Annotated in this window: 12 protein-coding genes; 6 read left to right on the top strand and 6 right to left on the bottom strand. The window is 65.3% G+C overall.

Annotated features, from left to right (window positions below):
• Positions 1-236 precede the first annotated feature (236 nt).
• Positions 237-2,288, top strand: coding sequence for a hypothetical protein (locus ACN269_RS00130; RefSeq protein ID WP_421470361.1), 2,052 nt, complete (start codon positions 237-239; stop codon positions 2,286-2,288).
• A gap of 264 nt (positions 2,289-2,552) precedes the next feature.
• Here ACN269_RS00130 and ACN269_RS00125 read toward each other — a convergent pair whose 3' ends face one another.
• Entirely contained in the window at positions 2,553-3,185 is a 633-nt protein-coding gene (locus tag ACN269_RS00125) for a DUF7002 family protein (protein ID WP_421470360.1), read from the bottom strand.
• Between the two features lie 277 nt (positions 3,186-3,462).
• Between ACN269_RS00125 and ACN269_RS00120 the strand changes: the two genes are divergently transcribed.
• On the top strand, positions 3,463-4,050 hold the full coding sequence (locus tag ACN269_RS00120) for a hypothetical protein (RefSeq protein WP_421476145.1): 588 nt from the start codon (positions 3,463-3,465) through the stop codon (positions 4,048-4,050).
• Between the two features lie 273 nt (positions 4,051-4,323).
• Positions 4,324-4,950 (top strand): hypothetical protein, encoded by a 627-nt coding sequence (locus ACN269_RS00115; RefSeq protein WP_421470359.1) that lies wholly within the window; start codon positions 4,324-4,326, stop codon positions 4,948-4,950.
• A 4-nt stretch (positions 4,951-4,954) separates the two neighbouring features.
• Here the strand turns inward: ACN269_RS00115 and ACN269_RS00110 are convergent, their stop codons facing one another.
• Together ACN269_RS00110 and ACN269_RS00105 are read right to left on the bottom strand one after the other, a co-directional pair.
• Positions 4,955-5,698 (bottom strand): hypothetical protein, encoded by a 744-nt coding sequence (locus tag ACN269_RS00110; RefSeq protein WP_421470358.1) that lies wholly within the window; start codon positions 5,696-5,698, stop codon positions 4,955-4,957.
• The gene (locus ACN269_RS00105; RefSeq protein ID WP_421470357.1) at positions 5,695-6,516 is read right to left on the bottom strand and encodes a glycosyltransferase family 2 protein; all 822 of its coding nucleotides are present in this window, start codon (positions 6,514-6,516) and stop codon (positions 5,695-5,697) included. The genes ACN269_RS00110 and ACN269_RS00105 overlap by 4 nt, the downstream gene beginning before the upstream one ends.
• 168 nt (positions 6,517-6,684) lie before the next feature.
• On the opposite strand from ACN269_RS00105, the gene ACN269_RS00100 reads away from it, so the two are divergent.
• Both ACN269_RS00100 and ACN269_RS00095 read left to right on the top strand, forming a co-directional pair.
• On the top strand, positions 6,685-7,596 hold the full coding sequence (locus ACN269_RS00100) for a phosphatase PAP2 family protein (protein ID WP_421470356.1): 912 nt from the start codon (positions 6,685-6,687) through the stop codon (positions 7,594-7,596).
• On the top strand, positions 7,593-9,005 hold the full coding sequence (locus ACN269_RS00095) for a cytochrome P450 (protein ID WP_421470355.1): 1,413 nt from the start codon (positions 7,593-7,595) through the stop codon (positions 9,003-9,005). Before ACN269_RS00100 ends, ACN269_RS00095 begins: the two co-directional genes overlap by 4 nt.
• A gap of 24 nt (positions 9,006-9,029) precedes the next feature.
• On the opposite strand, the gene ACN269_RS00090 is transcribed toward ACN269_RS00095, so the two are convergent.
• The gene (locus tag ACN269_RS00090; protein WP_421470354.1) at positions 9,030-11,282 is read right to left on the bottom strand and encodes a hypothetical protein; all 2,253 of its coding nucleotides are present in this window, start codon (positions 11,280-11,282) and stop codon (positions 9,030-9,032) included.
• Between the two features lie 450 nt (positions 11,283-11,732).
• The gene (locus ACN269_RS00085) at positions 11,733-11,888 is read right to left on the bottom strand and encodes a hypothetical protein (RefSeq protein ID WP_421470353.1); all 156 of its coding nucleotides are present in this window, start codon (positions 11,886-11,888) and stop codon (positions 11,733-11,735) included.
• A gap of 4 nt (positions 11,889-11,892) precedes the next feature.
• Here ACN269_RS00085 and ACN269_RS00080 point away from each other — a divergent pair, with 4 nt between their 5' ends.
• A complete protein-coding gene (locus ACN269_RS00080; RefSeq protein ID WP_421470352.1) occupies positions 11,893-13,038 on the top strand; it encodes an IS110 family transposase in 1,146 nt (381 codons plus the stop codon).
• A 261-nt stretch (positions 13,039-13,299) separates the two neighbouring features.
• Here ACN269_RS00080 and ACN269_RS00075 read toward each other — a convergent pair whose 3' ends face one another.
• Positions 13,300-14,364 (bottom strand): M23 family metallopeptidase, encoded by a 1,065-nt coding sequence (locus ACN269_RS00075; RefSeq protein WP_421470351.1) that lies wholly within the window; start codon positions 14,362-14,364, stop codon positions 13,300-13,302.
• Between the last annotated feature and the right edge of the window lie 273 nt (positions 14,365-14,637).

Below are 14,637 nucleotides of genomic sequence, written 5' to 3'. Positions count from 1 at the left end.
CCGGGCGTGCGACTGAGCAGGTTGCGCATCCATCGCCGGATAGGCTGATAGCCGGCCAGTGGCGATTGAGTTCAGCCGCCTCGCCGAGGTCTGCCGCAGTCAGGCCCCACCTCGATCTGACCGCCGTCGATCAACGGCTGGCACCGTTTTGGTGGACTCGGGTGCACCGGATGCCCGGTTGAGTGGGTAGACGGTGGGTCTCTCGGTAGCGTCGATCGGGGACGTATGCTGCGGCCGTGCTGGAGGGACTGGACGAGGTCGGCTGGAATGAGCTGAGCCACGCGTACGGAGAGGCTCTCGACACGCCGAACCTGTTACGGCAGGCGGCCTCGCCGGACGAGGAAGCTGCTCAGGGGGCGGTCTCCGAGCTAAACGGCAGCATCTTCCACCAGGGCACCGTCTACCTGGCAACGGTGGCGGCCGTACCGTTCCTGGCCGAGCTGGCCCTGGCCGCGCCGCACGGCCGGGCCGACCTTGCCTGGATGCTCGGACAACTGGCCGATCGACGGCACGCGTACGGCGACGACTTCCCGGACGTGCGTGCAGCAGTCGTCGGGCACCTTCCGGCCCTCCTAGCGCTGCTTGCAGACGGTGATCCCAAGGTACGGGAGGCTGCGGCCTACGCGGCGGCTCAGGCCGGGACAGTCCCCGAACCGCTTTGGCAAGCTTGGCGGGTCGAAGCCACTGAGCCGGTTCAGGCATCGCTCGCTCTGGCGCTGGGCCTGATCGATCCGGCCGCCGCCGAACCGGTGCTCGCCGACTTGGTCTTGCACGCAGCGCCGCTGGTACGGGTGGCCGCGGCGGTGGCGCTGCTGCGGGCCGGGGTGCCCTGGCCGGACGGTACGATCGCCGCGGTGGTCGCAGCGATCGACGACGGCGCTTCGGTCACCTACTGCTGGGCGCACGGCGGTGACTGGTCCGATGAGCTGATGGTGGCGCAGCCCGCGCCGGTCGCACTGGATCTACTCAGCCACCTACTGCAGGCCCGCGAGCCGAAGACCCGGGAGCTCGGCCTGTGGGCGGCGTCGGAACGGTGCGACGCCAGTCGTTCGGCACCGCCGCAGATCGTTCCGCTGGTCGCGACTGCGTTGCACGACCCGGATCCCGGTGTGCGGAATCGTGCTCTCGACACGCTCAGCCGGGCTGGCGAGGCGGCCGGGCGATTCGCGGACCTGCTGGCGAGCGTCGCCGCCGGGTTCGCGGAGGAGGCCGGGGCGCCCGGGTTCACCGCCGAGTATCGGGCGGTCAGTGCCCTCGCCCGGCTCGGTGATCCCCGTTGGATCGAACCGGTGTGTGCGGCGGCAGCCGCTGGGCACCGTGCGCAGCGGTTGCTCGACGGCGCCCGCTTCGAGCCTGCGGTGCTGGCTGCGGTCCGCCAGCGCCTGGCCGACGAACCGGCCCGTGCGGACGTGCTGGCCGGGGTGCTCGGCGCGTGGCGCGCCGCAGCGGCGGCGCCGGAGCTGCTTGCCGCCCTGCCGTACGAGGGACCACAGGTGGCGTGGGCGCTCCTGGAGATCGGACACGATGACGCCGCCGCCGTACCGCACCTACGTACAAGGGCGACGCAGGCCGGCGATCCGGTGGCGGCCCTGGCCATTCGACGGATCTCCGGCGACGTGCAGCCGCTCTTCGGCATCCTCGACACTGCCTTGTCCGGTGAGCGGCGACTGTGGCCGGGACCGCAAATGTTCGTCGATGAGTTGGGCGAGGAACTGCGCCCACTGCTGCCTAGGGCGCGCGACCAGCTCACCGGTGCGGCGGCCGGGACGCACCCGCAGCGGGAGGCCCAGATCCTCGCTGCTCGGATAGTCGCGGTCATCGACGGCGTACAGCCCATTTTGACAACCGTGCGCGCGGTGCTTGCCGGTGGGCACACCCCGGCTCGCGCCGCCGCAGACCTCGTTGCAGACCTGGCCCCGGCCCACCGCGACGCCCTGACCGACCTCGATCCGCTACTGCGCAACCGGCTCGACGACAGGTGGAGCCGAGTGGCGGCGTCCCGCGCCCTTGCTCGGCTTGGCGTACCGACCGTAGACCTGACCGAGCCGCTGCTTCACGGCGTCACCGACTACGCCGGCCGGTATGGCCTGGCAACGATCCTGGAGCTACGCGCAGTCGAGACGATCCCCGGTCTCGAGAAACTCGCCGCAGGCGACAACCGCCTCGGTGCCACCAGCTTCGCCGACGACATCGTCTGGGCTGACGAACTGTTGACCGGTCGTATCCGTACGACCATCGCCGCCCTGCGCCGACTGACCACAAACCCTCCGCGGGGCTGCCAGCAGTAGCCACCCACCGGTCACCCGCGTCAAGACCGATCGAGGACTCTAGCTCAGTCTGTCCGCGCCGTGGCGGCCGGGCTTGTAGAACTGATGAAACGCCCGTCCTGCCGGTCCTCGGTCCCGACGTTGGTAGGCCACGGGGGTCGTCGAGGACGAGGAAGCCGCGGGAAGGACCGGCGGGTTGGCGAAGGCTGATCCCGGCCGCGTGTTCGTGCATCGGCCTGTCGGATGGAGTGCAATGCAGTCCCATGGCCGCAAAGGGTGTGGAACTCAGTCGGTGGCACCTTCGATCTTGTCGATCAGGTCGAGGATGTCAGGGACGGCGTCCAAAACGGTGACCTCGACCAAGGCACCATCGCGGCCAAACCGGCGGCGGTACTCCTCGTAGGAGTAGTCGGCGATCGGAACCCAGGATCGATGTCCTCGCAAGGGGTGGTTCTTCTGCGTCACCGCCCCAGAGTTGAGCCGGCAGAGTTCGATACGTGGGCCGTATCGCTCGACAAGGGCGCGAGTGTCGACGTGCAGGACGACCTGGCCCTCGGTGCGATACTCCTTCGCTTGACGCAACCGGTCCAGTCGCTCAGCACTGGCCCAGAAGAAGACCCGAGAGTTGATGGCGACGAGGTACTCGGCCAGCGAGGAGTCAGGATCAATTTTCTCCGCGACAAATTTCATCGGCTTCTGATCGCGGATCACGGCCGGCGGCAGGCCGGACGCGCGCAGAACGGTGGCCTGCTTGCGAGGTGCATTCAGGAGTCGCTCACGCTCGCCGACGTCGAGGCCGAACAGATCGACCAGTTGCTGCGTGGACAGCAAGCCGTGCCGTTGCACCGACGGCCAAGCGACCGCCGACATCGTGTGGAAGACTCGCGGATGGCGCGCGATCAGTTCCTCGACGTCCATGCCGGTCATGATGCCGGACATCCGCGATTACGGGCCATGAGCGATCCGGCCGACATCCTCCCATCATATGGTCGACGGGTGGTCAGCAGCGCCGGCGGTCCTCGGCGCTACGCCTACGCCGCCCGAGACAAGCGCTACCCGTAGCGACCGGATCGCGGCTATGAGCGGGCATCCAATAGCTCGATACCATGCGCATGTGTTGGGATTGCGTCGGCCGCGGACGGGTTTGAGCAGACGGGCCCGCTCGTTCGTCAGCGTTCACGGAGTTTGGCTCGACGTGCCGCCGGTGAGTCAGTTTCGAGGCGCGTGGCAGGAGGCGCAGATTCCTGACGAGGTCATCGACCGCGCCGAGGCGTATCGGGCCCGGTGGGGTGGCCTTGTCCTGCCGTCCGCGCCGGGCATGCCCGAGGATGCCGCAGGCCCGCGGATGCTCAGCGTGGACACGCCGGAGTGGGAAGACACGTTTGCTCCCCAGGGTTGGTTTTTCGAGGCCGGGCCGCAACGCACCGCTGTGCCGTATGCGTTCCTGATCGGTCCGGACGGCACATTCGGTATCGCCGGTGGCGACGATGGGCAGTGGGTCCCGTTGCATCGCAGCATCGACGGCTGGGTTGAGGCCCTGGCTCTGGCGTATGCGGCGATGGACGTCGCGGATTCGGTCACCAGGCTGACCGGCTCGGCCGTCGACCAGATCGACCTGACCGCCATGCAACCGGTCCCAGAGGTTGCTGGCATCACGAACGGCTGGTGGTACCGGCCGGGCCTGCTCGCTGCCGTGTACTCGGGTGAGTCGGAGCTGTTCGCGCGGCCGGCCTACCGCACCGCCTACCTGTACGCCGGCAACATTGATGAGCAGTGGTTGTAACGCCGCTACGCCGCTACCACATCGGCAAGTGGGTGGGGATCTGGTGAGCACCATCAGCGGCAGATCCGAGCAGATGATCAAAGGGCCGAGGCGATCGGAGTCCAGCTTGATCGCCGAACATCGACCATCCCTGGTGGGCGGGCGCCGACAGCGATCAACCGGTTCGCACTTCGCCGGGCTGCCCAGTTGTTGGGTCATCGGCTAGCGTGCCCGCGAAGGATCGGACGTCCCTGCGTCCTATGTGCCGCCGACGCATTGCGAGGTGCGAGCGACATGGCAGATGATTCACCTTCGACGCAGCGGCGACGCTGGATCTGGCTGATCCTGCTGGGCGTCCAGACGACCCTGTCCTACGCGGGGCTCGCGCTCTCGTCGATCCTTCTCGAGAGTCGGCCGGAGGTGGTTCTGTTCCTCAGAACCTCGCCCGACATGGTGATCCTTGTAGCACCTCTGGTGGGAGCCTCGCTCACCTTCGCGATCATCTACCCGATCCGGTGTCTGATCCACTATGCGTACTTCGAACTCGGCCGGAACTTCGGCGCCCGTCCGGTTCGATGGCTCACCGGACGTGCGCCAAAGGCGCAGCATCTGCGATCATCAGCTCTGCTGGTCGGTACGTGTCTCTACCCTGTCTCGGTCGTCGATGTGACGCTCGGCGCGGCAAGCACTGCGCCCCGCGTGTACCTGCCATTGCTGTTCGCGGGAAGCGCTGTCTCCTCTGCCGCGATCATCGCGCTGGCGATGCGCACCGCGGGGATGCTCACACCCGTTTTGTCATGGATTGTCGCGCACCAGACCGGCATGGTCGTCGTGGTCGCCGTGCTCATCGTGGTCAAGGTTCTAGTGCGGCTGAGACGGCTCCGCCCCGGTAGCCATGCGCCGAAAGGTCGAAGCCGGTGAACAGTCACGCGTGGATGCGATGTGCGTTCCAGCGACCGTTGCGGTTCTTGACCAGCAAGAGTCCCTTGACCACGAGTCGCGGAAAGAGGCCTGGGCAGTAGCGGAGACATTTCACCGACTCCCATGCCGCGACCGTCGCCAGGGTCACCCGTGCATGCCGAACGCGCAGCTGGACAGCCCCTTCGGCCCTGTCGACGTCCAGATCGACCACGCTGTCGATGAACTGCGCGGCGATCGTGATCTGGGCGAGCGCGGCGCTCAACCGACGGCGGCGTTCCGTCGAGTAAGGGACGACGGCGGTCATCAGAGCCGCGAGATGGCGACTCTCCTGGCGACGTAGCGCGAGGAAGGTTCTTAGCGATGTGGTCCGTCGAAGAGCGGCAGTGTATGCTGCCCAGCCCCGGACGTGCCCGGCGAGCTCCTGGGCGGCTCGTTCGGCCTGCGCGCCGGTAGTAGGCAGACAGTCGCGCAGGTTGAGCAACGAGGTGCGCTGTCGAGGGCTGAGCGAGGCGATGGCCTCAGTAGATCCGCCACGTTCCAGGAATACCGCGCAACGCTCGACCTCGCCGGCGCTCGACGCGTTGTCGTCGAACCAGTCGTCGAGATGACACATGAAATCGGTGACCGCCTGCCAGTTGTGGTAGAGGCTGTCGTCCACAGGCAGCCCGCAGTCGATTGCGAGCACTCGGGTCAGCGACGGAATGGAAAAGCCGGGTCTGATCGAGCCGGTCGCGTCGCGTTGTGTCACCGTGTCGATCCCTCGAGCTTATGGCGGTCGCGGCATTCGATGACGAAGGCGTAGATCAGGCATACAGGTAGTCGAAGGTGGCCGATCCCCAACGCGTTCGTCAGCCGCCATACCGCGATCAGGACATGTGCCGCATAGGTCGGGACAGACACAATTAGCCGACTTCTTCCGAAGCTGCGGGGGAGAAAACTGATCGGCATGAAGCTGACTACATATCCTAGATGGGCGGCCCGAATGACCTGCTCCTGCGTGTACGTGTAGGTGCCGGAGATCAGACAGGTGTCCGCGAGCTCCCGGGTGAAGACGCGATAACCGCTCTGGGCATCGAGGATGGGAATCCCGATCAGGCACGCAACCGCCCGAGAGAACAAGCGGTTCGCGAAGTATCGCGGCCGTGACATGCACGCCGGCCGGTTCCAGAGTCGGCTTCCGATCGCCAGATCGGCACCGTTGAGGACGATGTCAAGCAGCCCCAAGGCGTCCGCAGGTGAGTACTGGCCGTCGGCGTCGACGTGGAGAATGTGCGTCACGTCGTAGGTCAATGCTGTGATCACGCCCGTTCGGAATGCCTGTGCCAGACCTCCGGTGCCACCAGACGGGATGACGACATCAGCACCGGCATCTCGCGCGCGAACCGCAGTGTCGTCGGACGAGCGATCGTCGACCACCACCACAAGTGCCACGATTCCGGCGCTCATCAATATTGCCCGAAATGAAGAGACGACCTCGGCCACAGTCGCACTTTCGTTGCGAGCCGGAATAACCACGGCAACAACAGGATCATCACGGAATGTTAGTCCATCGAAATCGGTAGTCAAGTGGTCCTCACTGTTGACTCCTAGGCAAGAGCTTGACATACTGATGGCCAACGATACCGCCTGCATTATTGCTCGCGCAAGAGGCCAGACTCCGTCACCTGAGTTACCTGTGGGGTGGTCGTGGAATCCGTTGAACAGAACTCGGCCGGAGCGCCGAGCTGGTGCCCCGTGCGGCCCGAGGACTGCTTGGCCTTTGTTCTCTTGATTGGGGTGATTACCCTCAGCGTCCTCTCGCGCGAAGTCCCGTCCCTGCTTGACTCCCTTCTCGGGCTGTGGCCGGTGGTTGTCGTCTTGGGATCGGCCTCCGTGCCGGTGTACTGGTATGGATGCCGACATGGCGGCGGGCGACCGCACGGACGGCGGCTGGTCCGCAAGACGGCACGAGAGGTGGCTCCGGCCGTCTTCTGTCTGTCCTTCTACCTGATGCTGCATCATCTGACGCCCGATCTGGACCGGCCGCTGCTGGACCCGCGGCTCTCAAGCCTTGACCGGAGCATCTTCGGAGGCGACGCGGGGGTGTGGCTGCAGCGGAGGGTGGGCAGCGATATGACGACAGCAATTCTCACGGGTTGCTATCTCAGCGTGGCTATCGTGCCAGCCGCATATACGGCGCTTCTTTACCTACGCTCGCATTACCAGCATTTTCGTGAGGTCGTCCTTGCTGTTACAACATGCATGTTATCGAGTTATGCCGTCTATCTTGTCTCGCCCGCGGTCGGGCCACATGTGTACCGTGGCCCAGTAGGCGTAAATCTGGTTTCGAATGAATCTCACGCGCCGGCACTGAGGATGATAGCGGTGATTCAGGGCGACGCCAGAGACGCTTTCCCGAGCGTCCATGCCGCAGTAGTTTTCGTGATTCTTTGGTACATGTTCAGGACCTATCGGAAGCTTTTCTGGAGTTTCCTTCCGGTGGGGATCGGAGTCGTGCTCGCCACCGTTTATCTAGAGGTTCATTACTTCATCGATGTCGTGGCCGGCGCGGCCGCCGCGGCCGCCGGTATCCTGAGCGCGACAGTCTACGCCCGCATTCAAGGGTTCGAACCTGCACGGCTCGCGCCAGAAAGGGCACGCCGTTGATTCCAAGGCTACTGTCCAAGCGTCCTCTGCTGCCGATTCCAAACATACCAACGTGCGGTGACCGGCCTCTGACACAGCTTCTTGAGTTCATCCACGATGCCCCCGGTTACCTGCGGACGCTCGCCATCCGACATGGCCCGCTCGTACAGCTGAATGTCAGTCGAGGCCGTGTCGTATTCGTGTCCGGAGCTGCTCCGACCCTCCAGGTGCTCGCCGACGAGCGTCATTTCGGGAAGGGCTTCCACCAATCCATGGGACACGCATGGAGGGAGGAGGTGCCCCTCCGAAGCATTCTCGGCGACGGGCTGCTGACCAGTCGCGGATCGGACCATCGCCGGCAGCGTCGTCTGCTGCGGCCGGCGTTCGCGCGGGAACGCCTGCCCGCGTATGCCGACATTGTCCATCACGAGGTCGATACGGTTACGAGCGGCTGGACGAATGGAGCGGCGGTAGACCTAGCGGACGTTTTCGCGTCCATCACACTGCGGGTGATGGCCAGGTCACTGCTCGGCGTGCCACTGTCAGCTGCGGATACAGACCGGATCAAGGGCGTTTTGAAACGTTTGATGGAAGGGCTCGTTCTCGACGCGACGACAATGCTTCTGTTGAAGCGTGTCGGCCGGCTGCGAGTAGATCGGCGGCGCAGGGTCCTCGACGAGCTTGACGATGTCGTGGTGCAAGCCGTCGAACGTATTTCTCTCGATGAGCAGGACGCGGACACGGCGCTCCATCGACTGGTCCGGGCGAATGGGGGCCGAGCGACTGAGGGAAGCCTCGCCACGCCGGAGGTGCGGTCCCAGATCCGGACGTTGCTGGTGACCGGCTTCGAGACGGTAACCACGGCGCTGACATGGGTGTACCACCTACTTTCCCTGCATCCTGATATCGAGGGTCACCTGTATGAACGGGTTCGCGATGCTGGCGTGGTCCGCTTGGACGCTTCGTGCCCCGTCATGCAGCCGACAGACTTCGTGAATGCAGTGGTTGCCGAAGCGCTGCGGCTGTTTCCGCCCATCTGGTTACTCGTCCGTCAGGCGCAAGACGACGCCGTGCTTGCCGGAACCCGGATTCCCGGGGGTACGACGCTACTTGTGAGTCCGTACGTCGTGCAGCGTGACCCAGCCATCTGGACGGATCCGGATAGGTTCCTGCCGCAACGGTGGCTCAAGTTCGACGGCAGTGAAGACCAGCGTCTTTGGACTACCGCTCCGGGTAGCTACTATCCGTTCGGTGGAGGAGCACGAGTCTGCATCGGTGCTGACTTCGCGTTCTACGAGATCGGATTGATCGTCGAACGCATCTCGCGTTCGTGGAGGCTTGTGGCAGCTCGGTCGGCGACGCTCCCCACCAGGGCGTCGGTGACGCTTCGTCCGCGGGGTGACCTCTCGTATGTGACTGTCCGCCGATAGCGATCGGGCAGGATCATCTCGTCGTCAAGGCAGCCGGTCCGGCTGGGGAGTGCGGGCCAGCATGTACTGGAGGCTGATGTGCCTGAACTGGTACACGCTTCCAACACGCCTGAGAACGCCGCGGTCCTCCGCATCCGCGAGGAAGTCCATCAAGTTAAACGGCAGGCGCCGGCGAATGCCTGCCCAGGCGAGCATCAAGCGATACCAGACCGATGCGTTCCATGCGAATGCGCCCACCGTCCCGAAGAACAGACCGAAAAGGGCGCCGGTAGACACCGTCGAAGGACCTTCGAGGATCGGACCGGGCAGCAGCACGCCGACCACGACACCTACACTGCCGGCGAGAAGCGCCCCACCGACAAGGCCCGCAGCGGATCGAGCCGTGACGGCGAGCAGTCGGTTGTGGACCTCGTTGGCGGACCTGTTGATGTGGCCGCCAGCGAACCCGCCGGCGAGAATGCCAGTTAATCCGCCTGCCACCCATGTTGGCGTCGTGGTGGCTGTGCTGATGGTGGACATGGCGCCGAGAGCCCCGATGACCATCCCCAAGCCGGTAATCCCGAGTCCCGCATAGCCATCGATGGCCAGCTGCCGACGAGGGCTCGACTCGCGAAGAGGGTACGGTCTGCCGACGAATGTGAATCCCACCCCGAGCAGCGCGCCCAGGCTGAGCACAGAAACAGCGAACCTGGTGCCGAAGAGGGGCAGCATCGCGATGCCAACGGCACCACCGGCAGCGAGACCGAGAATCGCTCTGCGGAGCGTGGGCCACGGATCGGTGAAGATCCTCCAACTGAGATGCATCGGGGACGTGGGCAGGTCGGCGTGTGCGAACGCGGTTCCGATCGTGACCGCGGTCACGAGGGTCAACATGGTGACGAACGCGACGGCCTTCGTCGCTCCGAATGCCAGCCCTCCGAGGAGCCCGAAGACCATGCACAGCAAGACACCGGCGGCGAACCGAACCCGCCGCGGCAGATCTCCGGCAAGGTGGAACCACGCGAGGTCGCGGCCGCCACGCCGTTCGATGTGCCGCGCGAGGTAACGCAGCCAACGGTCGGCTTCTTCGAACGAGTACCGTGACCGCGGCGGCCGCCGGTCATCGTCGGCCATCGGGTACACCGAACGAAGATGCTGGCTCAGGAGATAGTTCGCGATGGCCGACGCCGTCGCGAATCGCCGCTTGTCGAGCAGGTCACGGGGATTTGTCGCCGGATCCTGGTAGTGCACGAAGGCGAGCCAGATCATCAGTGGCTTCGACAGTGCTTCGGAAAGCTCACTGGAGCTTTTTCGGAGATCATCGAAGACGGGTAACCAGCGATGGTCGATGGTGCGGAGTCTGTCGTTAATGTAACGGATCGCGTCGCCCGGTTGAACCGCTCGAAGTTCGATGACGTAGGCGGCTGGTAGGACAGTCGCTTCGCGTTCCGCCGTACGCGCGAAAGACTCCGTACGGCTGGTGAGCACGAACGGCTGACCGTTCGCGGTGGCTCGCTTGAGCTCACGGATCGCCGCTGACTGCAACTGTTCAGGCATCTCGTCCAGTCCGTCCAGGAACGGAGTGATGAGCCCATGTGTGATGAGCTTCCGCGCGACGTCCTTGCCGTACTTGCCCTTGTTTTTCAGGCCGGGATAGTCACGAACGAGGCGATCGCTCAGCCACGACCGGAAGTCAACCACCGTTGGATCCCATTCAGCGAGCGAGGTCAAGTAGGGAACGGTGCAGGCCTCCTCGAACCGTCTGCAGAGGCCTTCAAAAAGGACGATCGCCGTCGCGGTCTTGCCAGATCCGGGCGGCCCGAGCACGATGAGCTGCCGCGCCGGGATTCGAAGAAAGAGATCATCGATAGAGAGGATCGTGCCGACGGTGGGGATCTTCGTGGCGCGTTTGTTCCTTCCGTTGACGGTCCTGCGCGGGTTCCAACCGAAGTTCTCCAGTCTCGGCCCGAATCGGTCCGTCGCGGTCCAGGAGATGACGATCGGGCCCGGCACCTCTAGCGGACGGGCGCGGTGGTCGTCGATGGCACGTTCCCATGTATCGGTCAGCAATTCCCGCGACAAGACTCGCAGATATTCATCCGTCGTGCCCTGGTCCGTGGACTGCGAGCCGGTGAGCGCGATCGTGACGACGAGCAGGAGGATCGCCGGGATGGCGGTCCACGTGTAACCCTTCCAGGCTTCCGGCAGAACGCTGGTTGCGATATTGACCGCAGCTGCCAAGAGGGTGGCAAGCAGCAGTGAATAGGTTGCAGTCGTCGCAACCTTCCGCCGGCTCATGCGTCGCCTCCTCTTGCGGTTACGGTCGCCTGTTCCACGGATGTTGCGACACGGAGAGGATCGGTTGATTGCGACTGACCGTGGATCTCAGCGGGTTTCGCTGTGGTGGTCGTGCCCGGCCGACGTGGTCGGGATCGGCGCTTTCGCATGCGTGATCCACAGTAGCGACATCCGTACCGGATTGGAACAGCCCCCGGTTCCGTAGCGACTTGCGGGGGCGCCGCACGCTTCGGGCATGAGGCACGGCGGAGCGTCCACCCCGGAGCCGACCTACGCTCAGCCGGTTTATCGCCGCGCATTGGGCTCTCCGTCGTCATGATTCCGGCGAAGTCAGGTGCGCGCATATCGGCTACTTGTTTCATTGACCTGCGACCGTGGCCCGGCCAGGCTTCGGTCGAGGCGCCCGGGCTGTCGCTCTCATTTCGGCTGCCCGCGCTGGTCTTGTGGCTCTCATTTGGCCTGCGCGGCCCGGGCGTCGCCCCAGAGCGGGGAGAGGCTCAACAGGGGTTTGCTCGGCTCGAAGTAGCGTTGCCCTCCCGGCTCGACAACCCAGGTGGATCGAGCATCGGAGGACGCGGTGAGTGGCACGTCAGATCGTGTGGTCATCGGGATGGACCCGCACAAGCGCTCTGCCACGATCGAGGTCACGGCCGGCGACGAGACCATCGTCGGCGGCGGCCGGTTCGACACCGACCGCGACGGCTACACCGTAATGAGGAAGTACGCCAAGCAGTGGCCGGACCGGGTCTGGGCGATCGAGGGCTGCCAGGGCATCCGCCGGCACATCGCCACCCGGCTACTCGCCGACGGCGAACAGGTCGTCGACGTCCCGCCGAAGCTGTCCGCCAGGGCGCGGGTGTTCGCCACCGGGCAGGGCCGCAAGACCGACGCCACCGACGCCCACTCCATCGCGCTGGTCGGCACCCGCATGGCCGGACTGCGCCCGGTCGTCAACGACGAACAGCTCGCCCTGCTGCGGATCCTGGTCGACCGGCGCCGCTCCCTCGGTGAGGACCACACCCGGATGGTGTCCCAGCTACACCAACTGCTGCTGGAACTCATTCCGGGTGGCGCGAAGAAGAGCCTGTCCGCCGCCCAGGCCAAGGCACTGCTGGCCACGGTCCGACCCCGCGACACGGTCGGCAAAGCCCGGTGCCGGGTCGCCGCGGAGCTGATCGGTGACCTCGAACGCGTCTACCGGCGCTCCAAGGAAGCCGACAAGGAACTGAAAGAAATGATCGCGTCCACCGGCACCACGCTGATGGACCTGCACGGCATCGGACCCTCCGGCGCCGCCCGACTCCTGGTCGAGGTCGGCGACATCACCCGATTCCCCAACCGGGCCCACTTCGCCTCCTGGAACGGCACCGCCCCCATCGACGCATCCTCCGGCGAACGGGTCCGCCACCGGCTCTCCCGCACAGGCGACCGGCAGATCAACCGGCTGCTGCACATCATGGCCACCGTCCAGCTCCGCAACCCCACCGAAGGCCGCGCCTACTTCGACCGCAAAAAAGCTACCGGGAAAACATCGATGGAAGCGATGCGTGCGCTGAAACGACGCCTGTCCGACATCGTCTACCGACAGATGACCGACCACGCCACGACGGCCACGGCGACGGGCCCGGGAGGACAACGGGAGACGACTACTGACTCCAGTGTGACCAGCTCACATCCCCATGCCAGCTCTTCGGAGAAGTCACTTCCCGGACCCGCCACACCCCAGCCTAGAACAACCCTCGCCGCAGCCTCTTGACACAGAGGGGAGCCAGATCCGCGCAGGCGCACGCAACAGTGCAGTTCACGCCTCCCGTCGATACGTAACGTCACAATCAGCGGTCGACACGTCAACCCGGCACCCATACGGCCGCCACACCGGACAAACATGCGGATCGTCGAGAAACAGCCAGCTTCGTCTGGGGGCGAAAGGGTTCCTCGTGGAGTTGGGCGAGACGTCAACCCGGTTGCCACGTCCATGAGAGGACCGACCAATGATGGGGGCCGACATAGTGCCCAGCTACCCCAACGGTGCGCCTAGGTTGATCATGAAAAGGACCGGATCTATGGCCGCTTCCGCACTGGCATCACCGTTGGCGTGGACCTCGAAGTGGAGGTGCGGCCCGGACGAGTGGCCGGTCGACCCGACGACACCGATGGGTTGGCCGACCACGACGTGGTCGCCGACGTCGACCTGCGGTGGTTCGTTCATATGGCAGTACCGGGTGATGATCCCGCCGTCATGATCGATGTCTACGTACCAGCCGCAGCCGCTGGTGAGGCCTGGGTCTCCGTCGCGGTCGCAGCCCCAGTTGCTGCCGTCGCGATTGTCGATGGCGTTGCAGCGTACCCGGCTGACAATGCCGGCGGATGCGGCTCGGATCACGGTGCCGCGTGCGGCGCTGAGGTCCACGCCGTCATGACCGGGCCGGCCTGCGGTGCGGAAGCCCGAGCCGACAGCCGCGAGAACTGGCTGGGTCCAGGGCCCGCTGGCGCCGCCGCAGCTGGCCAGCCGCCCAGTTGGCAATGAACTCCCCCCGCTGGTGATCGTGCCGACAAGTTGAGTGGCTTCCGGCTCCCACTTGGCGTACGCGTCGGGATAGGCGCTGACTTGCACACGTTGGGCTGCCTCGGTAAGCGCCATCGTCTGCCAGCCGGGGATCGTCATCAACTTGGCGTAGAACCTACCGGCGGCGTAGGCCGGGTCGAGAAGTTGCGCGACGGTTCCCCATCCCTGGCTGGGTCGTTGCTGGAACAGTCCGACGGAATCCCGGTCGCCGCCGGGAAGGTTCCGTAGCGTTGATTCCTGCATCGCGGTGGCGACGGCGATCACCCACCCCCGAGTGGGCACGCCCTTGCTGGCTCCGACGGCGGCGATGACGGCAGCGTTGGCTACCTGATTGCGATCCCACCGGCCGACAGCTGGCCATCCTCCGGTCGGCGCTGGGGCGAGCGATCGACCGGGTGTCGCACCAGAGCCGCAGCCGGCGGCAGAGCCTCCCAGCAGGAGGCCGGTACCCGCGAGGCAGACGAATACCACAGTGACGACGGCGGCGAGCAGGGTGGCGAGCGATTGACGACTCACCGCCGACTCCAGCACTCAGGTCGATTGGTGGTGCGGAGACGTGGCTTGATGGTCATGTTTCCTCCACTGGTGAGCAATCGCAGCGGCGCCCAGGAGCTGATCCCGGCGCGTACGGCGAGTCGAAGGGGTCTGACGCTGAGACAGGCAGGTCTACAAACGCAAAAAGGGCCGCATATGCGGCACCAGGAGGTGCGAATCGGGTTCGAGCGGGCGGGCATCGACCGCGAGAGGACAGGCCGGACGCGGATCCCGGGCAGGGTGAACAGGATTGGT

Source organism: Micromonospora sp. WMMD736, from assembly GCF_049179015.1.
In the GTDB taxonomy this organism is placed as follows: Bacteria; Actinomycetota; Actinomycetes; order Mycobacteriales; family Micromonosporaceae; genus Micromonospora.
Note: the sequence above shows the minus strand (reverse complement) of the source record. Positions and strands in the feature narration are given on the sequence as shown.